This is a genomic window from Lysobacter niastensis, assembly GCF_031457115.1.
GTDB lineage: Bacteria > Pseudomonadota > Gammaproteobacteria > Xanthomonadales > Xanthomonadaceae > Lysobacter_J > Lysobacter_J niastensis_A.
Genome location: NZ_JAVDVY010000002.1, coordinates 830936 through 854011, shown reverse-complemented (window position 1 = coordinate 854011; position 23076 = coordinate 830936). Strand labels below are relative to the sequence as shown.

21 protein-coding genes are annotated in these 23076 nt (G+C 67.9%); 16 read left to right on the top strand and 5 right to left on the bottom strand.

The features are described 5' to 3' along the window. The first annotated feature begins 290 nt into the window (after nt 1-290). From J2X06_RS13185 to J2X06_RS13150, 8 genes are all read left to right on the top strand, one after another. Nucleotides 291-1337 (top strand): rod shape-determining protein, encoded by a 1047-nt coding sequence (locus J2X06_RS13185; RefSeq protein WP_310063125.1) that lies wholly within the window; start codon nt 291-293, stop codon nt 1335-1337. A 190-nt stretch (nt 1338-1527) separates the two neighbouring features. Next, a complete protein-coding gene (mreC, locus tag J2X06_RS13180) occupies nt 1528-2643 on the top strand; it encodes a rod shape-determining protein MreC (RefSeq protein ID WP_310063123.1) in 1116 nt (371 codons plus the stop codon). Next, entirely contained in the window at nt 2640-3128 is a 489-nt protein-coding gene (mreD, locus tag J2X06_RS13175) for a rod shape-determining protein MreD (RefSeq protein WP_310063121.1), read from the top strand. The genes mreC and mreD overlap by 4 nt, the downstream gene beginning before the upstream one ends. 261 nt (nt 3129-3389) lie before the next feature. Further along, nucleotides 3390-5420: a penicillin-binding protein 2 gene (mrdA, locus tag J2X06_RS13170; protein ID WP_310063119.1), complete on the top strand. Its 2031-nt coding sequence runs from the start codon at nt 3390-3392 to the stop codon at nt 5418-5420. Then, nucleotides 5417-6529 carry a rod shape-determining protein RodA gene (rodA, locus tag J2X06_RS13165; protein ID WP_310063117.1) on the top strand — a complete coding sequence of 371 codons (1113 nt, stop codon included), beginning with the start codon at nt 5417-5419 and terminating at the stop codon, nt 6527-6529. Before mrdA ends, rodA begins: the two co-directional genes overlap by 4 nt. Before the next feature lie 122 nt (nt 6530-6651). Further along, on the top strand, nt 6652-7788 hold the full coding sequence (mltB, locus tag J2X06_RS13160) for a lytic murein transglycosylase B (RefSeq protein WP_310063637.1): 1137 nt from the start codon (nt 6652-6654) through the stop codon (nt 7786-7788). Next, nucleotides 7785-9011, top strand: coding sequence for a septal ring lytic transglycosylase RlpA family protein (locus J2X06_RS13155; RefSeq protein ID WP_310063115.1), 1227 nt, complete (start codon nt 7785-7787; stop codon nt 9009-9011). Before mltB ends, J2X06_RS13155 begins: the two co-directional genes overlap by 4 nt. A 54-nt stretch (nt 9012-9065) precedes the next feature. Beyond that, nucleotides 9066-10283, top strand: coding sequence for a D-alanyl-D-alanine carboxypeptidase family protein (locus J2X06_RS13150; RefSeq protein WP_310063113.1), 1218 nt, complete (start codon nt 9066-9068; stop codon nt 10281-10283). A gap of 159 nt (nt 10284-10442) precedes the next feature. On the opposite strand, the gene J2X06_RS13145 is transcribed toward J2X06_RS13150, so the two are convergent. After that, nucleotides 10443-10646, bottom strand: coding sequence for a hypothetical protein (locus tag J2X06_RS13145; protein ID WP_310063111.1), 204 nt, complete (start codon nt 10644-10646; stop codon nt 10443-10445). A gap of 95 nt (nt 10647-10741) precedes the next feature. Between J2X06_RS13145 and J2X06_RS13140 the strand changes: the two genes are divergently transcribed. The 5 genes from J2X06_RS13140 (at nt 10742) to J2X06_RS13120 (ending at nt 16295) form a co-directional block, all read left to right on the top strand. After that, entirely contained in the window at nt 10742-11020 is a 279-nt protein-coding gene (locus J2X06_RS13140) for a DUF493 family protein (RefSeq protein WP_310063108.1), read from the top strand. Further along, nucleotides 11008-11703 (top strand): lipoyl(octanoyl) transferase LipB, encoded by a 696-nt coding sequence (gene lipB / locus J2X06_RS13135; protein ID WP_430539578.1) that lies wholly within the window; start codon nt 11008-11010, stop codon nt 11701-11703. Before J2X06_RS13140 ends, lipB begins: the two co-directional genes overlap by 13 nt. A 109-nt stretch (nt 11704-11812) precedes the next feature. Continuing rightward, nucleotides 11813-12832: a lipoyl synthase gene (gene lipA / locus J2X06_RS13130; RefSeq protein WP_310063107.1), complete on the top strand. Its 1020-nt coding sequence runs from the start codon at nt 11813-11815 to the stop codon at nt 12830-12832. 270 nt (nt 12833-13102) lie between these two features. After that, complete coding sequence (locus tag J2X06_RS13125) at nt 13103-15283, top strand: carboxy terminal-processing peptidase (RefSeq protein WP_310063634.1); 2181 nt, start codon at nt 13103-13105, stop codon at nt 15281-15283. A gap of 181 nt (nt 15284-15464) precedes the next feature. Further along, on the top strand, nt 15465-16295 hold the full coding sequence (locus J2X06_RS13120; protein ID WP_310063106.1) for a methylated-DNA--[protein]-cysteine S-methyltransferase: 831 nt from the start codon (nt 15465-15467) through the stop codon (nt 16293-16295). Nucleotides 16296-16388: 93 nt separating this feature from the next. Here the strand turns inward: J2X06_RS13120 and J2X06_RS13115 are convergent, their stop codons facing one another. Continuing rightward, entirely contained in the window at nt 16389-16880 is a 492-nt protein-coding gene (locus J2X06_RS13115; RefSeq protein ID WP_310063105.1) for an Lrp/AsnC family transcriptional regulator, read from the bottom strand. Between the two features lie 201 nt (nt 16881-17081). Between J2X06_RS13115 and yedA the strand changes: the two genes are divergently transcribed. From yedA to J2X06_RS13100, 3 genes are read left to right on the top strand one after another with little or no spacing between them, the layout of a single operon-like run. Further along, nucleotides 17082-18020, top strand: coding sequence for a drug/metabolite exporter YedA (yedA, locus tag J2X06_RS13110; RefSeq protein WP_310063104.1), 939 nt, complete (start codon nt 17082-17084; stop codon nt 18018-18020). Beyond that, nucleotides 18017-18934: an EamA family transporter RarD gene (gene rarD, locus J2X06_RS13105; protein WP_310063103.1), complete on the top strand. Its 918-nt coding sequence runs from the start codon at nt 18017-18019 to the stop codon at nt 18932-18934. Before yedA ends, rarD begins: the two co-directional genes overlap by 4 nt. Nucleotides 18935-18955: 21 nt before the next feature. Beyond that, nucleotides 18956-19501 (top strand): DinB family protein, encoded by a 546-nt coding sequence (locus J2X06_RS13100; protein ID WP_310063102.1) that lies wholly within the window; start codon nt 18956-18958, stop codon nt 19499-19501. A 115-nt stretch (nt 19502-19616) separates the two neighbouring features. On the opposite strand, the gene J2X06_RS13095 is transcribed toward J2X06_RS13100, so the two are convergent. The 3 genes from J2X06_RS13095 to J2X06_RS13085 all read right to left on the bottom strand — a co-directional run bounded on the left by J2X06_RS13095 (nt 19617) and on the right by J2X06_RS13085 (nt 22987). Continuing rightward, complete coding sequence (locus tag J2X06_RS13095; protein WP_310063100.1) at nt 19617-20216, bottom strand: hypothetical protein; 600 nt, start codon at nt 20214-20216, stop codon at nt 19617-19619. Nucleotides 20217-20226: 10 nt separating this feature from the next. Beyond that, nucleotides 20227-22425, bottom strand: coding sequence for a xanthine dehydrogenase family protein molybdopterin-binding subunit (locus tag J2X06_RS13090; protein ID WP_310063099.1), 2199 nt, complete (start codon nt 22423-22425; stop codon nt 20227-20229). Nucleotides 22426-22522: 97 nt separating this feature from the next. Continuing rightward, nucleotides 22523-22987, bottom strand: a complete 465-nt coding sequence (locus tag J2X06_RS13085; protein WP_310063098.1) for a (2Fe-2S)-binding protein — start codon at nt 22985-22987, stop codon at nt 22523-22525. Nucleotides 22988-23076 lie beyond the last annotated feature (89 nt).

Genomic DNA, 23076 nt, shown 5'->3' with positions numbered 1-23076 from the left:
GTTATTGGAAAGCCGCGAGTGGCGTGCGCGGGCTGTTGCGAGGGGCTCGCGGGCGCGCGACGCCTGCCGCGCGGCGCGTAGGGTAGCCGCTGGGCGGTCGCCCTACCAGTTTTTTGCGACCCGCGTCCTGAATCGGGGGCGCCTTCGTCGTTAGGCTGTTCGCTTGCCAGGCAGTTGCCCTCCAGCGACCAAAACCGCCGCGGAATGCAGGTTTTTCCTTGCTCGCAAGGGGGGCGGTTGCTAGGCTAGCGGGCCCTGTGCGCCCCCCTCTTTTGACGGCCTATCCCTCGATGTTCAAGAAGTTTCGCGGCATGTTTTCCAATGATCTGTCCATCGACCTGGGGACGGCGAACACCCTCATTTATGTCCGCGGGCAGGGAATCGTGCTGAACGAGCCATCGGTGGTCGCCGTGCGCCAGGACCGCCTGATCGGCGGCACCCGCACCGTCGCCGCGGTCGGCAGCGAGGCCAAGCAGATGCTCGGCCGCACCCCGGGGCACATCACCACGATCCGGCCGATGAAGGACGGCGTCATCGCCGACTTCACCTACACCGAGGAGATGCTCAAGCATTTCATCCGCAAGGTGCACAAGTCGCGCTTCCTGCGCCCGAGCCCGCGCGTGCTGGTGTGCGTGCCGTGCGGCTCGACCCAGGTCGAGCGTCGCGCGATCAAGGAATCGGCCGAAGAGGCCGGCGCCCGTGAGGTCTACCTGATCGAGGAGCCGATGGCGGCCGCGATCGGCGCCGGCATGCCGGTGACCGAGGCGCGCGGCTCGATGGTCGTGGACATCGGCGGCGGCACCACCGAGGTCGCGGTGATCGCGCTCAACGGCATCGTCTACTCGGCCTCGGTCCGCATCGGCGGCGACCGTTTCGACGAGTCGATCATCAATTACGTGCGCCGCACCTACGGCACCCTGATCGGCGAGGCCACCGCCGAGCGCATCAAGCTCGAGATCGGCTGCGCCTACCCGCAGCAGAAGGCGACCTCGATCGAGGTCTCCGGCCGCAACCTCGCCGAGGGCGTGCCGAAGATGATCGCGATCAACTCCAACGAGGTGCTCGACGCCCTGCGCGAGCCGCTGGCCGGCATCGTCTCGGCGATCAAGCTGGCGCTGGAGCAGACCCCGCCGGAACTGTGCGCCGACGTCGCCGAGCGCGGCATCGTCCTGACCGGCGGCGGCGCGCTGCTGCGCGATCTGGACCGCCTGATCAGCGAGGAAACCGGCCTGCACGTTCAGGTCGCCGACGACCCGCTGACCTGCGTGGCCCGTGGCGGCGGTCGCGCGCTGGAGCTGGTCGACATGCACGGCAACGAGTTCTTTGCGCCGGAGTAAACCGCGGCGCAAAGCGGGAATGGGGAATGGGGCATAGGGAACGATGGACGACCAGGGGCTGCGGCTACACGGGGCACCGTGTCTGTTTGGCATGAAAGATCTCCGCCTGGCCCCGTTGTGCCCTCGTTCGCGATTGCTCCTTGTTCCCGCCCTAAATTCCCTATTCCCCCTTACCGGCTCCTGATCCATCGTGCCCCCTTACGCCGGTCCACCCACTGCCGCACGCACCGGTGAAGTTGCCGGAACCCTCCGGCTGCTGGCGTATCTGGCGCTGTCGGTAGTGCTGATCCTGCTCGATCATCGCGGCGGCTGGCTCAGCCAGGCGCGCCAGCAGGCCGCGCTGATGGTGCAGCCGCTGTGGATGCTGGCCGGCTTGCCCGGGCGCATCGCCGAACGCATCAGCGACGACGCCGGCACGCTCGGCCAGCTGACCGTCGAGAACCGCCGCCTGCGCGAGGAACTGCTGCTCAACCAGGCCCGGATGGCGCGCCTGCAGACCCTGGCGGCCGACAATGCGCGCCTGCGCGGCCTGCTCGATGCGGCCGGGCGCGGCAATCTCGACGTGATATTGGCGCCGGTACTGGACATTGACCTGGACCCGACCCGCCAGCGCCTGGTGCTCGACGCCGGCAACCGCGACCGCGTTCAGGTGGGCCAGAGCGTGATCGACAACGGCGGCCTGCTTGGCCAGATCATCGGCACCACGCCGATGCACGCCAACGTACTGCTGATCACAGACCCCTCGCACGCGGTGCCGGTGGCGATCGCACGCAACGGCGTGCGCCTGGTCGCCTACGGCGAGGGTCGCAGCGACGTGCTGCGGTTGTCGAGCGTGCCGCTGTCGAGCGACGTCAAGGTCGGCGACGTGCTGGTCACTTCGGGGCTGGGCGGGCGTTTCCCGGCCGGGTTCCCGGTCGGCACGATCACCCGCCTGCATCCCGACGACAGCCGCGCCTTCCTCGAGGGCGACGTGCGCCCGGCGGCGAAGTTCGACCGCGGCCGCGAAGTGCTGGTGCTGTTGTCGGCACCGGTGGCGCAGGAAGTGGCACCGTTCGATTCGAGTCAGCCGACGGGTGCGGCCGCTGGCGCCACGGTCGGCACCGCTGTGACCGCGCCGACTGGGGCTTCCACCGTCCCAGCCGTCACGCCGGCCAAGCCCATGCCGTCGAAGCCGGCAGCTTCCGCACCGGCCGGCAAGCCACCGATCGCGCCGAAAACCGTCCCGTCGCCAGCCGTTCAGTCGCCGGCGACCACCCAGCCGACCACGCCGAAGGCACCACCCACCACCGGCGAGGAGCGTCGATGAGCCGCTCGAATGCCTACTGGGCGCTGCCCGTCAGCCTGCTTGCCGCGCTGATATTGGGTTTGCTCCCATTACCGGTGGCGCTGCAGCCGCTGCGGCCGTACTGGCTGGCGCTGGTGCTGGCCTACTGGCTGATCGAGGATCCGGACCGCGTCGGCCTGGGCGTGGCCTTCAGCGTCGGCCTGCTGGCCGACCTGACCTTCGGCACGCTGTTCGGCGAGCAGGCGCTGCGCCTGGTGGTGATGGCCTTCATCCTGCAGCGGTTCCGCGCGCGCCTGCGCTTCTTCCCGATGTCGCAGCAGGCGCTGGCCATCGGCGGATTGCTGCTCAATGACCGCATCGTCGCCGCGGTGATCCATTTCGTGCTCGGCCAGCCGTCGCCACCGCGCGAGTTCTGGCTGGCGCCGCTGCTGGGCATGCTGTTGTGGCCGCTGGTGTTCGTCGCCATGGATGCGATACGACTGGGGCAGTGGCGGAGAAGATCCTGATGGCCCGTATGGCGCAGGTCGCGTTGCTTCCCAATGGCCGTCAGATGGTGGCTCGAGACGCCGCGCCTTGCTGCCTGCAAGGTCAAGTCGCGCGCCGCCGCATGGCGGCCATTGGGAAGCAACCCGAAGGGCCGGGGCTGAGGCCGCACGGCGCGGCGTCATCGCTCGGTCGTGTATCGACATGCACTCCTTCGCTCTTCCTTGCTCCGCACGCCCTCAGCCCCGGCGCGACCTGCGCCATACGGGCCATCGGGATCTGAGATGGGTCCGCGTCGTCGCATCCTGAAGAACACGGCCGCCGAGGCCGAGCAGTTTCGCAGTCGCGCTGCGATCGCCTTCCTGGGCGTTTTGCTGGCGCTGGTCGGGCTGGGGCTGTGGTACTTCCGCCTGCAGGTGTGGGAGCACGCCGACTACGCCACGCGCTCGGAAGCCAATCGCATCAAGCTGCGACCGGTGGTGCCGGGTCGCGGACTGATCCTGGACCGCAAGGGCCGCGTGCTGGCCGACAACGTGCCGGCCTACCGCATCGAGGTGACGCCTTTCGAGGCCGGCAAGACCGAGGCCTGGCTGCCGGCGCTGTCGAAGATCATCGCGCTGACGCCGGAAGATCTTGCGCGCTTCGAGGACGAGCGCCGCGCCTCGCGTGGCTTCAAGCCGATCCCGCTGAAGCTGCGCGTGACCGAGGAAGAGGTCGCGCGCTTCGCCGTCGATCGCTGGCGTTATCCGGGCATCGAGCTGGTGTCCTACCTCAACCGCCGCTACCCCTACGGCGACGTGTTCTCGCATGTGATCGGCTACGTCGGCCGCATCGATGCCAAGGACCTGGAGACGATGGCCGAGGGCAATGCCGCGCTGACGCACATCGGCAAGACCGGGCTGGAGCGCTATTACGAAGAGGCGCTGCGCGGCAAGGTCGGCTATGAGCAGATCGAGACCAACGTCGACGGCCGTCCGATGCGCCAGGTCGGCCACGTCCCGGCGACGCCGGGCGCCGACCTGCGCCTGTCGATCGACCTGGACCTGCAGCAGGCGATGGTCACCGCCTTTGGCGACATGGACGGTTCGGCGGTGGCGATGGACCCGCGCACCGGCGAGATTCTCGGCATGGTCAGCCTGCCGGGCTACGACACCAACCTGTTCGTCAACGGCATCTCCAACGCCGATTACCGTGCGCTGATGGACAACCCGTCGCGGCCGCTGTTCAACCGCAACGTGCTCGGTGGCGGTCCCCCGGGCTCGACGGTGAAGCCGCTGATCGGCCTGGCGGGACTGGACAGCGGCCTGCGCACGCCCGAGTACAAGGTGTTCTCGACCGGCACGTTCTACATCCCCGGCCAGCGCCGCGGTTGGCGCGACGCGCACGGCGGCGCCGGCTGGACCGATCTGCGCAAGTCGATCTCGGCCTCGGTCAACTTCTACTACTACAAGCTCGCCTACGACATGGGCATCGAGCGCTTCGATCAGTACATGCGCAAATATGGCTTTGGGCAGCCCACCGGCATCGACCTGGCCGGCGAGAACAAGGGCGTGGTGCCGTCGCCGGAATGGAAGCGCAAGCGCAGCAAGGAGCCGTGGTACGCCGGCGAGACCGTCAACGCCGGCATCGGCCAGGGCTACTGGATCGCCACGGTGTTGCAGTTGGTGCGCGGCACGTCGGCGATCGCCAATGGCGGCAACCTGGTTCGTCCGCATCTGGTGGCCGCGCGCCGCGACGGTTATGAAGCGCCGTGGACGCCGCTGCCGCAGCCGGCGCCATCGCGGATCACCGACAACGCGAGCAACCTGCGCGCGGTGCAGGAGGGCATGATCGCGACGATCCACGGCGGTGGTACCGGCGCGGCGATGGCCCGCGGCGCGCCGTACATGATGGCCGGCAAGACCGGCACCGCGCAGAAGATCAGCCGCAAGGGCAGTGTCAGCTTCGATCCGCACAACCTGCCGTACAACCTGCGCCACCAGGCGCTGTTCGTCGGTTATGCGCCGGCGGACAACCCGACCATCGCGGTGGCGGTCTCGGTCGAGCACGGCGGCTTCGGCGGCAGTACGGCCGCGCCGATCGCGCGCAAGATCTTCGACGCCTACCTGCTGGGCAAGATGCCCGAGCCGGTGGAATCCGATCCCAAGAGCGTCCGTCCGCGGGCGCCGGACGCGGCGCCGCCCGACGAAGAAGATGCGCCGCCGGTGCCTGTCACGGCCCCGGCCGGCGTGAAGGCCGCAGCGATGCAGCCGCCTGCCGTGCCTGTGCAGAGCCCGGCCGCCCCTCGCCAGGCCACGCCGGAGCCGACCCGATGAGACTGATCCTGCGCTGGCTGCTCGACCTGCTGCTGCGCTTCATGCGCACGATCGACCTGCCGTTGCTGGGCGCCTTGCTGGCGTTGATGGTGATCGCGCTGGCCGTGCTCTACAGCGCCGCCGACCATGCGATGGGGCTGGTGGTGCGGCAGGGCGCGTTCTTCGCTGCCGGCCTGGGCGTGATGTGGGCGTTGTCGCGGGTGCCGCCCAACCAGTTGCGAAACTGGTCGCCGCTGGTGTTCGCCGCCTCGCTGGTGCCGTTGCTGCTGGTGCTGGTGATCGGCACCGGCAAGCACGGACGCCACTGGATCAACCTGGGCGTGGTGTACGTACAGCCTGCGGAACTGCTCAAGCTGAGCCTGCCGATGATGGTGGCCTGGTACCTGGACCGCCGGCCGTTGCCGCCGCGCCTGAGCACCGTACTGGCCGCCGGATTGCTGATCGCGGTGCCCACTGGGCTGATCCTGCTGCAGCCGGACTTCGGCACGGCCATGCTGGTCGCCACCAGCGGCGCCTTCGCGTTGTACCTGGCCGGGCTGCCGTGGTGGTGGTTCGGCATGGCCTTCAGCGCGGTCGCGGCGATCGCGCCCGTGGCGTGGTTCTGGTTGCTGCGTCCGTACCAGAAGGACCGCATCCTGACGTTCCTCAACCCCGAGTCCGATCCGCTCGGCACCGGCTGGAACATCATCCAGTCCAAGATCGCGATCGGCGCCGGCGGCCTGACCGGCAAGGGTTGGGGCCAGGGTTCGCAGTCGCACCTGAACTACCTGCCCGAGCACACCACCGACTTCATCTTCGCCGTGCTCAGCGAGGAATTCGGCTGGCTAGGCGTGGCCACCGTGCTGGCGTTGTACATGTTCGTGATCGGGCGTTGCCTGTGGATCGCCAGTGAGGCCCGCGACGGCTATTCGCGCCTGATCGCCGGCGCGCTGGGACTGGCGTTCTGCGTCTACGTGATCGTGAACGGGGGCATGATCGCCGGCATGCTGCCCGTGGTCGGCGTGCCGATGCCGCTGCTGAGCTACGGCGGCACCTCGGCGGTGTCGCTGCTGGCCGGCCTGGGCGTGGTGATGGCAGTGCGGGCGCACCGGCCGGTGCACGCGCGATGAGGCCGCCGGCGCGGCCGCAAGCTGACTGGCCATTCACGAACGCGAAAACCGCGGGTTCTTGCCCTCAGAACCTGCGTGATACCCTCGCGGCGATGACACGACGCCCAACCGCCCGTCGCGCCCTGATCCGCGCAACCACACTCGCCTTGGCCCTCACGCTGGCGGCCTGCGCCACCACCCAGGCGCCGTCGACCACCGGCACTCCAGCGCCGCCCGCCGCCAAGCCCCAGCCTCCCGTCCCGAGCCCGCCGCCGGCTCCGGTCGTCCAGCCCGTGGTGACCGAGCAGGCCCGCGCCGAGTTCGCGCGCGAAACCGCGGCGAAGTACAGCGTCGATCCGGCATATATCGAGTCGGTGCTGTCGCGCGCCGAAATCCGCGACTCCATCATCACGGCGATGTCGCGACCGGCCGAAGCCAAGCCGTGGCGCGACTACCGCCCGATCTTCATCACCCAGGCGCGCATCGACGGCGGGCAGGCGTTCCTCGCGCAGCACCGCGACGCACTCGCCCGGGTCCAGGGACGGTACGGCGTGCCGCCCGAGATCATCGTCTCGATCATCGGCGTGGAAACCAACTACGGCACCAACACCGGCAAGTACCCGGTGGTGGATGCGCTGTACACGCTGGCCTTCGCCTACCCGCGCACCGGCGACCCGGCCAAGGTCGATCGCGAGAACAGCCGCCAGGCCTTCTTCCGCAGCGAGCTGGCGCAGTTGTTCGCGCTGGGCAAGGAAACCGGGCTGGACATCACCACGCTCACCGGCAGCTACGCCGGCGCGATGGGCTGGGGCCAGTTCATGCCCTCGAGCTATCGCGACTACGCCGTAGACGGCAATGGCGACGGCAAGCGCGACCTGTTCAACAGTACCGACGACGTCTTCGCCTCGATCGCCAACTACTTCGTCAAGAAGGGTGGCTGGGTGCGCGGTGGCACGGTCACGGTGCGCGCCAACCGCGCCGTCGACGCGCAGGACGTGCCCGATTCGCTCGATCCGACCTTCACGCTGGGCGACCTCGCCGCGCGCGGCTACCGTCCGCTCGTCGACGTGCCACCGAACCAGACCGCGACGCTGGTCAGCCTCGACGGCGCCAGCGGGCCGGAATACTGGCTGGGCTTCCGCAACTTCTACGCGATCACCCGCTACAACATCTCCAAGCACTATGCGATGGCGGTGTACCAGCTGAGCGAAGCGATCGCCGGACGCGCCCAGGAGACCACACCGGTGGCCGCGACCGAACCCGGACAACCGTCGGCATGAGCCGCTCGCCGACCGCCCCGGCATTGCTGCGGCTGACCGCCGCGCTGTTGCCGCTGGCCCTCGTCGCCTGCGCCAGCGCGCCGAAGAAATCAGCCTCGGAAGCCGTCGCCGTGCCCGACAACGGCGGCGTGCACGGCGCGCCGCTGTCGCACGGCAAGAAGAAATCCCCGTACGCGCCGGCGCAGGAAGATCCCAGCAAGCGCGGCGAATACACCGCCGGCGGCCTGTTCCGTCCGGGCCAGTCCGACAGCACGCCCGACCACGTGCCCGACGTCGACGCGATCCCGGAGCCCGAGGTCACGCAGGAGCCGCGTTCGAAGGTCGGTAACCGTCCGCTCTATGCGGTGCTCGGCAAGAAGTACCGCGTGCTCGACGATCCCGAGGGCTACGTCGAGAAGGGCACCGCCTCGTACTACGGCCAGAAATTCCATGGTCGCCGCACCTCCAACCTGGAGGTGTACGACATGTACGCCTTCACCGCCGCGCACAAGACGCTGCCGCTGCCCAGCTTCGCCCGCGTCACCAACCTGGACAACGGCAAGTCGGTGGTCGTGCGCGTCAACGACCGCGGCCCGTTCCACGAAGGACGCCTGATCGACCTCAGCTACGCCGCGGCGGTGAAGCTCGGCATCACCCAGCGCGGCACCGGCCGCGTCGAGGTGCGGGCATTGGCGCCAGGCGACGACGACAAGCGTTACGCCAGTGCGGACGCCCCGGCCCGCCCCGCAAAACCGGCGACGCCCAGTGCGATGGACACGCTGGTCGCGGCCATGCCCGCGTCGGCAACCGCCAACACCGAACGCCGCTTCGACATGGCGCAGAACGGCAAGCCGATGACCGCTGCCGAATTCGACGCGTGGATGAAGGCGCGCCGGATCAACGTCGCCACCGGCAAGCCCGCCACCGTGAAGGACGGACCGGTCGTGCCGACGGCGGTCGCATCCAGCGCCGAACCGGGCGTTGCGGTGGCCAATACCGAAAGCGCGCGCGGGGACGAAGTCGTCCTGCAGATCGCCAGCTTCGCTGCACGCGACAACGCCGATCGCGCGCTGTCGATCCTGCGTGGCGCCGGCATCGACGAAGCACGCGTGCTAGATGGCAGCGCCAACGGCCAGAAAGTGTGGCGCCTGCGCGTCGGTCCTTTGCAGGCCGACGCCGCGCCAGCCCTGGCAGCGCGCATCGCGGGCCTGGGCTTCGGCCAGCCGCAGCGAGTGCGCGACTAGAAATCCACCCTTGACCCTGGCCGGAACGACACCGGCAACCGGAGCAGTAGAACGATGAAAGCCAGCTTCACCCGCAAGGCCATGGCCTTTGCCGCGCTGACCACCTTCGCGGTCGGTCTCGCCGTCGCCCAGACGCCGGCGCCGCAGCCCGCGACCGCGCAGCCGCCGGCCAGCGATTCCTTGCCGGTGCCGCCGCCGCCGGCGATCACCGGCACCGCGTGGGTGCTGATGGATGCCGCCAGCGGCAACATCCTGGCAGGCGAGAACTACGACCAGCGCCTGGAACCGGCCAGCATCACCAAGGTCATGACCAGCTACGTGATCGCCGCCGAAATGGCCGGCGGCAAGGTCAAGGGCGACGACCAGGTGATGATGACCGAGAACGCCTGGCGTGCCGGCGGCGCGGGTACCGACGGCAGCTACTCCGGCTTCGAGGTCAACAAGACCGCGCCGCTGCTGGAGATGGAAAAGGGCATGGTGGTGCAGTCCGGCAACGACGCCGCGATCGCCCTGGCCGAGCACGTGGCCGGCAGCACCGATGCCTTCGCTTCGCTGATGAACCAGTACGCCGCGCGCATCGGCATGAAGAACTCGCACTTCGTCAATCCGCACGGGCTGTCGGCGGAAGGGCACTACTCGACCGCACATGACCTCGCGCTGCTCGGTCGCGCGCTGTCGCGCGACTATCCGGTCGCGTACTCGTACAACAAGATCAAGGAATTTACGGTCGGCCCGATCACGCAGCCGAACCGCAACCTGCTGCTGTGGCGTGATCCGTCGGTCGACGGCATCAAGACCGGCCACCATTCCGGCGCCGGCTACTGCCTGATGGCCTCGGCCAAGCGCGCCGACCAGCGCCTGATCTCGGTGGTGATGGGCTCGAGCTCCGAGAAGCAGCGCGCCGACGACAGCCAGGCGCTGCTGAACTGGGGTTTCCGCTTCTTCGAGACGCACAAGCTCTACGACGTGGGCAAGGTCATCGCCCAGCAGAAGGTCTGGAAGGGCGCCGTCGACCAGGTGCAGCTGGGCGTGGCCCAGCCGATGCTGGTGACCGTGCCGCGCGGCAAGTACAACCAGCTCAAGCCGATGATGGACGTGCCCAAGCAGCTGATCGCGCCGTTCGCCAAGGGTCAGAAGATCGGCACCGTGAAGGTGATGCTCGACGGCAAGGTCGTGGCGCAGAGCCCGCTCGTCGCGATCGGCGCGGTGGAGCAGGGCGGCTTCTTCAAGCGCCTGTGGGACGAGTTCTGGATGTGGTGGGAGTCCGAGTGATCCGGCGGTTTACCTGATTTGTCTGAAAGGCCGGCGCAAGCCGGCCTTTTTTCTTTGTTTGGAATTGAGCGCAGTCGGTATCGAGTGGTCATCCCGATGCCCGAATCGTCATCCCGGCTTTCGTTGGGGGGACGGTCGAAGGCATCGTGGCGCGTGGCCCTACAGCCGCACGAAATACGGAACGGCCATCAGCGCCGCACCCACCAGCACCATCGCCCACGAATTCGACACGAAATAGGGAAACACCATCAGCCCGATCCCGCACACCAGCGGGACCGGTGCCCCCTGGCGCTTGCCGTAGATGAAGTAGCCCAGCCCGATCGAACTGAACAACACTCCCCACAACAATGGAGCCAGGTTCATCGGTCGATCCCCTCGTCACGGATTCCGGCGCATCCTACGCCTCCCGCGTCGCCCCAACCTTGGGTTCCCCCGGCCCCGTACCCATAATCGCCCCCATGGAAATCAAATCCGACAACCCCGAGCATGGCTTCCAGTTTCCAGGCACCTTCGAGCTCTCGGCGATGGGCGCTGCCGACCAGGACCTGGAAACCGTTCTGCCGGCGCTGCTGCTCGATGCAGGCATCGAAGTCCTGCACGAGTCGGTGAGCTGGAAGCATTCCTCCAACGGCCGCTACGTCTCGGTACGGATCAGCTTCCGCGCCGAAAGCCGCGAGCAGTTCGACCTTGCCCACCAGGTCCTGCGCGATCATCCGGAAGTGAAGTGGACGCTGTGACCGAAGCCTGCCCGGTCGCCGCGGCGCCCGAGACGCCGCGCGCCGTGCCGGTCGCGCAGCTTCGCGATCTTGGTCGCCAACCGTACGAGCCGGTCTGGCGCGCCATGCAGGCCTTCACCGACGCCCGCGGCGAGGACACGCCCGACGAGCTGTGGCTGGTCGAGCACGATCCCGTGTTCACGCTGGGCCAGGCCGGCAAGGACGAACACGTGCTGTTCGCCGGCGATATCCCCGTGTTGCACGTCGATCGCGGCGGCCAGGTGACCTACCACGGCCCTGGCCAGATCGTGCTGTATCCGCTGCTGGACCTGCGCCGGCTGAAGATTGGCGTGAAGGAATATGTCTGCCGGATCGAGCAGGCGATGATCGACACCCTGGCCGACTGGAACATCCACGCCGAACGTCGCGATGGTGCCCCCGGCGTGTACGTGAACGACGCCAAGATCGGCGCGCTGGGTATCCGCGTGCGCCGCGGCTGCACGTTCCACGGTCTGGCCTTCAACATCGCGATGGACCTGGAGCCGTTCCAGCGCATCAACCCCTGCGGTTACCAGGGGTTGAAAGTGACCTCGATGCTAGACTTGGGCGGCCCGTCCGGCCTGGATGCGGTCAAGCCGGTCCTGGTCGCGCACATCGCCCGCCTGTTCGGGTTGACGGTCGAACAGGCCCCGCCGCTGTCGTGATTCTTCCCGCAAGGACGGATGAGGGCGCTTTCTGCGAAGCGCGCGCCCTTTCCCCAGCCCTCTCCCGCCAGCGGGAGAGTGGGCCAAACGCAAAAGAGCCATTAGCCACATGACCGAGTCCGCCGCCTCCAAGACCATCCCGCTCGCCGTCGTGAGCGCCGACGCCGCGCCGGCGTCGTTGCGGCCCGGGGTGAAGCAGCTGGCCGGCGACAAGATCAATCGCTCGCCGGTGCAGTTCGCCGACGCGCCGGTGCTGCGCAAGCCGTCCTGGATCCGCGTGCGCATCCCCTCGGGCAACTCGGTGCAGCAGCTCAAGGCCAAGCTGCGCGAGAACCGCCTGGTCACGGTCTGCGAAGAGGCCAGCTGCCCGAACATCCACGAGTGCTTCAGCCACGGCACCGCCACGTTCATGATCCTGGGCGAGGTCTGCACGCGCCGCTGCTCGTTCTGCGACGTCGCCCACGGCCGCCCGAAGCCGCCGGATCCCGCCGAGCCCCTGCACCTGGCGACCACCGTCGCCGACATGGGGTTGAAGTACGTCGTGGTCACCAGCGTCGATCGCGACGACCTGCGCGACGGCGGTGCCCAGCACTTCGTCGACTGCATCGCAGCGATCCGGGAGCACAGCCCGCGCACCAAAATCGAGATACTGACCCCGGACTTCCGTGGCAAGGGCCGCATGGAGCGCGCGCTGGAGATCCTGGCGGCCAGCCCGCCCGACGTGTTCAACCACAACGTCGAGACCGTGCCGGACCTGTACCGCAACGTGCGTCCGGGCGCGGATTACCAGTGGTCGCTGACACTGCTGCAGAAGTTCAAGGCACAGCATCCGGCGGTGGCGACCAAGTCCGGCATCATGCTCGGCCTGGGCGAGACCATGGAGCAGGTGCAGGCGACGCTGCGCGACCTGCGCGCGCACGACGTCGACATGATCACCATCGGCCAGTACCTGCAGCCATCGCCGCACCATCATCCGGTGCTGCGCTACTGGACGCCGGACGAGTTCAAGCAACTGGAGGAGTACGGCATGTCGCTGGGCTTCACCCACGTCGCCTCCGGTCCGCTGGTCCGGTCGTCCTACCACGCCGACCGTTCGGCGATCGAAGCCGGCGTCGTGGCTCTCGCCTGATCGCATATTTCTCGCGAAATCGTCGCGCGTGGCACGGCCGTCTCTTGCGCCGGTTGCCGTCTCTAATAACGCCAAGCTAACGGCTTGCGCTCCAAAAGCTGAACGCTGGTCGCTGAATCGGCCAATGCGCGGTGAGTGACACGCTATTTCCCATTGGATAGGCGTGACAGCGGCCGCAACTTTCGGCACTGTGGGGCGGTCGAAGGTCGGCACATGCTGCACCGACTCCACACCAAAGATCAGGCCGCCTGCGGCCGCGAAGCCTCCGCGATGAATGCCAAGACCCCCCTGCTTGCGTTGTTGCTCACCGCGCCCCTGGCTCTGCTGGCCCGGGCCGACGGCGGAACCAGCGCGCTTCCCAACGCGCCCACCGCCGACCAGGCCCTGGCCGCCAAGTACGTCTACGGCCTGCTGTCCGACAGCCGCTACGCCTACCGGCCGCGCGCGCTGGACGATGCGCTGTCGCAGGACATGTACAAGCGCTACCTCGAATCGCTCGACCCGGCCAAGCAGTTCTTCACCGCGCAGGACATCGCCCGGTTCGATGCCTACAAGAACAAGCTGGACGATGCGATCAAGAGCGGCGAGCTGGATCCGGCCTACGCGATCTTCGCCACCTTCCAGCAGCGCGTGAACGAGCGCGTGAAGTTCGCCCGCGCGCTGCTCGACCAGGACATCTTCGTTTTCACCGGCACCGACCGCTACGAGTACGACCGCGAGGACGTGCCGTGGTCGGCCGACAACGCCGCGCTGGACACGCTGTGGAAGCAGTCGGTGCGCAACGACTGGCTGCGCCTGAAGCTGGCCGGCAAGAAGCCCGATGAAATACGCAAGACGCTCGACAAGCGTTACAACAACATGGGCAAGGGCTTCGCCGAGCTGAAGGGCGAGGACGTGTTCCAGGCGTTCGTCAACAGCTACGCCAACGCGATCGATCCGCACACCGACTACTTCACGCCGCGCGCGGCGGAGAACTTCAACCAGTCGATGTCGCTGTCGCTGGAAGGCATTGGCGCGCAACTGCAGAAGCAGGACGACGTGGTCGCGATCCGCGAGATCATTCCCGGCGGGCCCGCTTCGCGCAGCAACAAGCTCCAGCCGGGCGACCGCATCGTGGCCGTCGGCCAGGGCGAGAGCGGCGCGATGGAGGACGTCATCGGCTGGCGCATCGACGACGTCGTCGCCAAGATCCGCGGCACCAAGGGCTCCAAGGTGCGGCTCGATGTCGTGCCGGTCGAGGCTGGCATCGACAGCAAGCCCAACCGCATCGTGCTGACGCGCGACAAGATCAAGCTCGAGGAGCAGGCCGCCAAGTCCAAGGTCCTGACGATCCCGGCCGGCAACGGCGCGCCGGCCAAGCGCATCGGCGTGATCGAGCTGCCCGGCTTCTACCAGGATTTCGAAGGTCGCCGGAAGAATGCCGACGACTACGCTTCGGCCACGCGCGACGTTTCGCGGCTGCTCACCCAGCTCACCGCGCAGAAGGTCGATGGCGTGGTGCTCGACCTGCGCAACAATGGCGGCGGCTCGCTGACCGAGGCGATCGAGTTGACCGGTCTGTTCATCGACCGCGGCCCGGTGGTGCAGGTGCGCGAATCCGGCGGCCGCGTCAGTGTCGAAGGCGACAGCGACAGCGGCATCGCCTGGGAAGGCCCGCTGGCCGTGCTGATCAACCGCGGTTCGGCGTCGGCGTCGGAGATCTTCGCCGGCGCGATCCAGGACTACGGCCGTGGCCTGATCATCGGCGAGACCAGCTTCGGCAAGGGCACCGTGCAGAACCTGGTCGATCTGGACCGCTGGCCGGCCAATGAGGAACCGCGCTTTGGCCAGGTCAAGCTGACCATCGCCCAGTTCTTCCGCGTCAGCGGCGGCTCCACGCAGAACAAGGGCGTCGTGCCGGACATCTCGTTCCCGGCGTCGGTTGATGCCAGCGAGTTCGGCGAGAGCACCTACGACAACGCGCTGCCATGGACGCGGATCGCGTCGGTACCGCACACCAGCTACGGCAACTTCGCACCGCTGCTGCCCAAGCTGGAGACGCTGCACACCACGCGCGTGGCCAACGACAAGGAATTCCAGTGGTGGTCCGACGACGTCGCGCAGTTCCGTGCCGAGCGCGCCAAGAAGTCTATCTCGCTCAACGAGAACGAGCGCCGCGCCGAGCGCGACACCGAGGACGCCAAGCGCAAGCAGCGCCAGGCCGAGCGCAAGGCGCTGGGTCTGGACCTGGATCCGCTCGCCGATGACGACATCGACGACGGCCTGGCCGCCAGCGAGCGCGACATTGCCAAGGACGCCGCCCGCGAGAAACTGGCCGAGAATCGTCCGGACCCGCTGCTGCGCGAATCGGCCTCGATCCTGGCCGACGCGGTGCGCCTGCTCGACAACGATGGCAAGCTCTCGGCGCAGGTGCTGCCGACGGCGATCCAGCCGGGCCATTGGGCGGACTGATGGCATTTCCCAGGCTGGGCCTGGGAAACCCCAAAGTTTGCTCGTGCAAACTTTGGGCCCCGCCAGGCGCTGCCACACCCCCATTCGCGCCTACGGCGCGAATCGCCCCCTGACTCAGGGGCCGTGCGAAGCGCAAGAATCGGATAGCGGGCGCCTTCGGGCGCCCGTTACGCTTTGGCCCATGAACACAGTACGCGCCATCCGCGACAAGCTCGACCACGCCCGCCAGCTGCTGGACGCCGGCGAGCCGACCCTGCCCGAACTGGCCGCGGCCACCGGCCTGAGCGCCTCGCACCTGCAGCGGCAGTTCAATGCCCGCTTCGGCCTGAGTCCGGCGCAGTACCTCGCCCAACGCAAGCTCGGCACGCTGCGCTCGGCGCTGCGCGAAGGCAGCGACGTGAGTGCCGCGCTGTACGACGCCGGTTACGGATCTCCGTCGCGGATCTACGAAAGTGGCGCGGCGAAGCTCGGCATGACGCCTGCGCGTTACCGCGCGGGCGGCGAGGGCGAACAGATCCGCTGGAGCATCGCCGACACCGCGCTCGGCCAGGCGCTGGTCGCCACCACCGAACGCGGCGTATGCATGATCGAACTCGGCGAGGATGCCGATGCGCTGGAGGCGAAACTGCGCGACGAATTCCCCAGGGCGGCGCTGGAGCGCGTGGATGTGGGCCGCGACGAATTCCTCGCGCCGCGCGTGCGCGAGGTGGCCGATGCGCTCGCGGGCAAGCAGGTGCATGTTCCGGTCGATCTGATCGGCACGGCGTTCCAGAAGAAGGTCTGGGATGCACTGATGAAGATCCCGCGCGGCCAGACCCGCAGTTATTCACAGATCGCCGTCGAGCTGGGCGCGCCGCAAGGCGCGCGCGCCGTGGCCAGCGCCTGTGCGCACAACCGGGTCGCGGTCGTGGTGCCCTGCCATCGTGTTGTGCGCAGCGATGGCTCGCTGGGCGGTTATCGCTGGGGACTGCCGATGAAGCAGCGGGTGCTGGAGCGCGAGCGCGCGGCGTAAGGTTCGCGCCAATCAGCCATCAGTCTCGCTGGATTATTTCCTTCCCTTGAAGCGCCCGCTCTCCCGCAAGCGGTAAGGGCAGGTCAGAGGACCTCACTTCCTGCGTCGCTGTGGCGCTCGCGTCGGCAACGCCAACCCCAGCTTGATCGGCTCGAACACCATCCGCGTCTCATAACGCTTGAGGTTGTCGTCGCTGCCGAACAACCGGTCGGCGACCTCGCGGCAATGGGCGACGCCGGTGGTGGCCAGGATCACCAGGTAATCCCACTCGCCGGCGAGCGTGTAGCACTGCTGCACTTCCGGTGCGGCACGCATGCGCGTATGGAAAGCGGCGTGGTGCTTGGCGGATTCGCGTTCCATCGTCACCAGTACCGTCGCGAGGGTGATGCCGCCCAGCAGGACGGGGTCGAGTACCGCCACCTGGCGCAACAGTCCGCTTTTGCGATAGCGCATGATCCGGCGCTGCACCGCGCTGGCCGACAGGCCGACGGCTTCGCCGAGCGCGGTCAGCGTGGCCCCGGCATCGCGCTGCAGCAGTTCGAGCAGGCGGTGGTCGAATTCATCGAGCGAAACAGGCGTGGCCATGCAAAATTTTTGCGTTAATGCGCACTATTTATCAACCCCGTCTCGGGGCCTGCGGCTACGCTTTAATGGACCCGAACGCTCCGAGCACCGGCAGCGCGAGTGCTGCGATCCTCCTCGTCGGCAGCCCGCGCCGCCCGTGCCCGTGGCCTCGGGTCGGCCGTGCCGTTGTTGCAGCCCCCATCCTCCACGCCTGGAATACGCATGAGCACCGCTGCCCCCACCGCCGCCCGGGCCATTCCCGGTGGTGTCGCCGTCGCCTTTGCGCTGGCTTCCGTTTACATCCTCTGGGGATCGACGTACCTGGCGATCCGCTTCGCCCTGGAGAGCTACCCGCCGTTCCTGCTGGGCGCGTTCCGCATGTTCCTGGCGGGGGCGATCATGTATGCCGTGCTGCGCTGGCGCGGCGTCAAGCCGCCGACCGGCAGGCAGTGGCGCACGCTGTGGGTGCTGTCGATCTGGATGGTGCTGCTGTCCAACGGCCTGGTGAACCTGGCCGAGACGCAAGTCGGCTCCGGCCTGGCCGCGATCGCGGTGGCGTCGATGCCGCTGTTCGCCGGCGTGTTCGCGATGTTGCGCGGGCGTCACCCGTCGAAAATCGAATGGGTCGGACTGGTGATCGGCTTCCTCGGCGTGCTCTGGCTCAACGCCGGCAGCGAGCTGTCGTCCTCGATGCTCGGCCTGATCTGCCTGGTCATCGCGCCGATCGCCTGGGCATGGGGCTCGATCTGGAGCCGCGACCAGGACCTGCCGCAGCCCTTCATGTCGGCCGCGGGCCAGATGCTGGCCGGCAGCGTGTGGATGCTGCTGGCGGCGGGCCTGCACGGCGAGCGCCTTACCGCGATGCCGACGATGGGCGCGACCGCGGCCATGTTCTACCTGGTCGTGGCCGGCTCGATCTTCGGCTTCACCGCCTACATCTGGCTGCTGCATCACGTGCGTCCGGCCCTGGCGACCAGCTACGCCTATGTCAATCCGCCGATCGCGGTGCTGTTCGGCGCATTGCTCGGGGGCGAGCGCTTCACCGCGCACGACATCGGCGCGATGGCGGTCATCCTGCTCGGCGTGGTGATCATCACGCTGTCGAAGGCGCGCGCCAGCAAGCCAGCGGTGCCGGCCACGCCGAGCGAGCCCGCGGCATGAGCAACGCTTCGGCTGAATCCCGCGCGGGGTTGTGGGTCGCCGCCGCTTCGTTCGTGCTGTGGGGCCTGATGCCGTTGTACTGGCACCTGCTCAAGGCGGTGCCGTCGCTGCAGATCGTCGTGCATCGCATCGTCTGGAGCGCGGTGCTGGTATCGGCGTGGCTGCTGTGGGACCAGGGCCGCGGATGGCTGCGCGCGACGCTGGCGCGCCCGCGCGCGGCGTGGATGCTGGGCCTGAGTGGCCTGCTGATCGCCTTCAACTGGGGCCTGTACATCTGGGCGGTCAATGCCGGGCACGTGGTCGAGAGCAGCCTGGGCTATTTCATCAACCCGCTGGTCAACGTGGTGCTGGGCGTGGCCTTCCTGCACGAGCGGCTCAACCGCGTGCAGTGGATTTCCGTGGCCATCGCCACGCTGGGCGTGGCGTGGCTGACCTGGCAACTGGGCCAGCCGCCGTGGATCGCGATCGGGCTGGCGCTGTCGTTCGGGTTGTACGGTTTGATCCGCAAGCTGGTGGCGGTCGACGCGGTCAGCGGGCTCGGCGTGGAGAGCGTGTACTTGTTCCTGCCGGCGCTGGTGGTGCTGCTGTGGGGCGAGGCGCACGGCAGCGGCGGCTTCCTGCCTGCCGAAGGCTGGGGCTGGGGCGTGGATGCACTGCTGGTCATCGCCGGCGCGCTGACGGCATTGCCGCTGATCGGTTTCGCCTTTGCGGTGCGTCGCGTGCCGCTGTCGGTGGTCGGGCTGATGCAGTACATCGCGCCGACGCTGCAATTCCTGCTCGGCGTGCTGTTCTTCGGCGAAGCCTTCGACGAAAGCCGCGCGATCGGCTTCATTTTCATCTGGATCGCACTGGCCGTCTTCGCCAGCGACGGGCTGTGGCGTGCGCGACGCCAGGCCGTTTTGGCTGCAGGCTGATCCACATCACGGACGATCCATATGAACAAGACCACGTTGAACGCATTGGCGCTGTTTCCCCTCCAGTTGGAGACGCATTACGCCGCCATCCCGCAGGAGTTCCGGCATTGGGCGCCGCCGAGTTGGGACGGCGTTCCGAGCGAGCCGTTCACGGCGATCGAGCAGATCTGCCACGTGCGCGACATCGAGATCGACGGATACCAGGAGCGGTTCCGGCGCACGCTGCATGAAGAGCATCCGCTGCTGCCCTCGATCGACAGCGAAACGCTGGCCGTGGAACGCGACTACGCCCGTGCGGATGCGGATGAGGTCCTGAGCGCGTTCCACGAAGCGCGTGCACGGACGGTGGCGATGATCTCCGCGCTGGGCAAGGGCGATCTGTCGCGCACGGCCGAGTTCGAAGGCTACGGCGTGGTGACGTTGCGCAGCCTGGTGCATTACCTGTGCAGCCATGACCAGCAGCACCTGGCGGGATTGCAGTGGTTGTTGGGGAAGATCGAGGCCGTGCGCGCGGCAGCCGTCATTCCCGCGAAGGCGGGAAACCATCGTTCCGTGGCCTCGGAGTAACAGCAACTGCCGAAGCTTCCGTCCACCCTGCGGGCGGCCAGGATCAGGACGCTGCTGTGGCGGCGCAGTGTCGGTGAAGTGGATTCCCGCCTTCGCGGGAATGACGGGCTCAGACCTAACCCGGGCAAGCCCCTCCACCATCGACCCACGTCTTGAACGCCGCCACGAACTGATCGTGCGGCACCGGCACCGGCGCGCGATTGCCGCCCGGATCCCAGCCCCACAGCACCAGCTTGTCCTCGGCGACGTGCTTGGTGAGCGCGGCGAAATCGCGGTTCCCGTTGCGTTTCTTGTCCTTGATCATTTCGCACAGCTGCGCCGCGGGCAGCCCGATCCACGCCATCTTCCGGTCCGGCGGCGGGAGCCCCCAATGCGGCGCGCCCGGCGGCGAGTTCGGCCCGTAGCTGGCGGGCAGGTTCTTCTCGCCATGGCAGGCCGAGCAGGGCAGTCCCTCGGCGCCGTGGCCCTCCTTGCCGCGCACCACACCCATCGCATGCGGACTTTGCTGGTCGAACTGCAATGGCTGGTCGCCGGGAATGTGGCAGTTGCTGCATCGCGGATGCTGGAAGACCTTTTCGACCGTGGCGAATGCCTCGATGGCGGCTTTTTCCTTTTCCGGGCTGACGCGTTCACCGCAGGCGCCCAGCAGGAACATGAGAGCCGCGGCAGCAAGCAGGCGCGTGCCGGCCAACTTACCTTCGACGTGGATGCGCATGGTGGTCTCCTCAGGCCGTCGCCGGGGCCGATGGCGCTGCCAGTTGCAGCGGCAACTCGCGCAGGCGTTGCCCGGTCAGGGCGAACACCGCGTTGGCCACCGCCGGCGCGATCGGCGGCACGCCGGTCTCGCCGATGCCGCCCGGTTTCTCCGTGCTCGGCACGATGTGCACCTCGACCTGCGGCATCTCGTTGAGGCGCAGCACCTGGTAGTCGTGGTAGTTCGACTGCTGCACACGACCATCCTTCAGGCTGAGCCTGCTGTGCAGCGTCGCGCCCAAGCCGAAGGCGATCCCCGATTCCATCTGCGCGCGGATGGTCTCGGGATTGACGGCGATGCCGCAATCGACCGCGCAGACCACGCGGTGAACGCGCACGGCCGGTCCCGTCGGCGTGTCCTCCACCGACACTTCCGCGACCTGCGCCACCCAGCTGCCAAAGGACTCGTGCACCGCCACGCCGCGCGAACGGCCTTTGCCGAGTGGCGTCGTCCAGCCGGCCTTCTCGACGGCGAGGTTCAGCACTCCCAGATGGCGTGGATGGTTCTTCAGCAATGCGCGACGGTACTCGACAGGATCCTTGCCGGCGGCATGCGCGAGCTCGTCGATCAGGCTCTCCACCACGAACGCGGTATGGCTGTGGCCCACCGAACGCCACCACAGCACCGGGATCGGTGTCTTCGGCGAGTGCAGTCCTACGCGATGATTCGGGATCTCTTTCAGGTACGGCGAGTCGGACACGCCCTCCACCGAGGTCGCGTCGATGCCGCCCTTCACCATGGCCGCCTCGAACGGCGTGCCGGCCAGGATCGACTGCCCTGCGATGCCGTGCTGCCAAGCCACCGGCATGCCCTGCGCGTCCACGCCGATGCGTGCGTCGTGCACGTACGCCGGACGGTAGTAGCCGCCGTGCACGTCGTCCTCGCGCGACCACACCGTCTTGACCGGTACGCCGGCCGCCTTGGCTACGTGTACCGCTTCGTTGACGAAATCCGAAGTCGGCGTCGCGCGCCGGCCGAAGCCGCCACCGAGGAACATCGTGTGGATCTGGATCTGCTCGGGCTTGAGGCCGGTGATCTTCGCGGCCACGCCCTGGTCGATGGTCTGGAACTGCGTGCCGGTCCAGATCTCGCAGCTGTCGGGTCCGATCTTCACCGTGCAGTTGAGCGGCTCCATCGGCGCATGCGCCAGGTACGGCACGGCGTAGACCGCATTGATCGACTTGGTGGCCTTGGCCAGCGCGCCGGCGACGTCGCCGGCATGCACGACCTGCATACCCGGCGTGGCGGCCAGTTGGGTGAACTGTGTACGCAGCTGGTCGCTGTCGGCCGTAGCGAAGTCGCCCAGGTCCCAGTCGACCTTCAGCGCGTCGCGGCCGAGCTTGGCCGCCCAGTAGTGGTCGGCGATCACCGCCACGCCCGACGGCACCTGCACCACGTTGCGTACGCCGGGCACCGCCTTGGCCGCGGTAGCGTCGAACGATCTGACCGTGCCGCCGAACACCGGCGCGCGCGCGACCAAGGCGGTCATCAGTCCGGGGAACTGAACGTCCATGCCGAACTTCGCCCGCCCGGTGATCTTCTCCGGCGTGTCCAGGCGCCTGGTCGGCTTGCCGATGATCTTCCAGTCCTTGGGGTCTTTCAGTTTCAGAGAGGCGGGATCAGGCGCTTTCAGCTTGCCCGCGTCATCGGCGAGCGCGCCATAGCGTGCGCGCTGGTCGCCGGCGATCACTTCGCCGTTCTCGGTGCGCACCTGTTCCAGTGGCACGTTGAAGCGTTGAGCAGCGGCCTGCATCAGCATCATCCGCGCGGCGGCGCCGGCGCGGCGGTAGCGCTCGAACTCCGACCACGTCGACGACGAACCGCCGGTCATCTGCATGCCGTACGCGGTATGCGCGTACGCGGCCGCGGCGGGTGCGTGCTCGACCTTGATCTTCGACCAGTCCGCGTCGAGTTCTTCGGCGATCAGCATCGGCAGCGCGGTCCAGATGCCCTGGCCCATTTCCGAATGGCTGATCAGCACGGTCACGCTGTCGTCGTTGCCGATGCGCAGGAAGGCGTTGGGTACCATGCCGGTCGCAGCGGTGGCCGTGGGATCGGCCAGGGCGAAGCGTCCCGCGACCGGGACCAGGAAGCCGATCACCAGTCCGCCGCCGATGAGGGCAGAGGACTTGAGGAATCGGCGTCGGGAAGACTGCATCACGGCGTTCACGGTTATCCTCCGTAGAACCTTCATGTCTTGGCGACCTGCCAAAAGCGTCGTTGCCACGCATCGCAAGCCGCGGGCGCGGCCTCAGCGCCAAGGCGCTTCAGGTGCGTCGTGGGCCGCCGAGCTCGGCCGCGCGATGCACTGCGGCGCGGATGCGCGGATAGGTGCCGCAACGGCAGATGTTGCCGGACAGCGCCTGGTCGATGTCGGCATCGCTGGGTGCAGGGATCTTCGCCAGCAAGGCTGCGGCCGACATGATCTGGCCGGATTGGCAGTAGCCGCACTGCACCACGTCCAGCTCGGCCCAGGCCCGCTGCACGGGATGGCTGGCATCCTGGGACAGGCCTTCGATCGTGGTGATCTTCTTGCCGACGACGGTTTCGACCGGCGTGACGCAGGCGCGTCGCGGCGCGCCGTCGACATGCACGGTGCAGGCGCCGCATTGCGCGATGCCGCAACCGAACTTGGTGCCGGTCAGTCCCATCAGGTCGCGCAGTACCCACAGCAGCGGCATGTCGGGGGTCGCCGTCACCTCGTGCTCGGCGCCATTGACGTGCAGTTTCATGGCCGCACCTCGTCGAACGGAGAGTCAACGAAGCCTACTACCGCCCGTAGTGACGTGCGTGTATCCGGCGCGGCCGGGGCGTCGGGGCT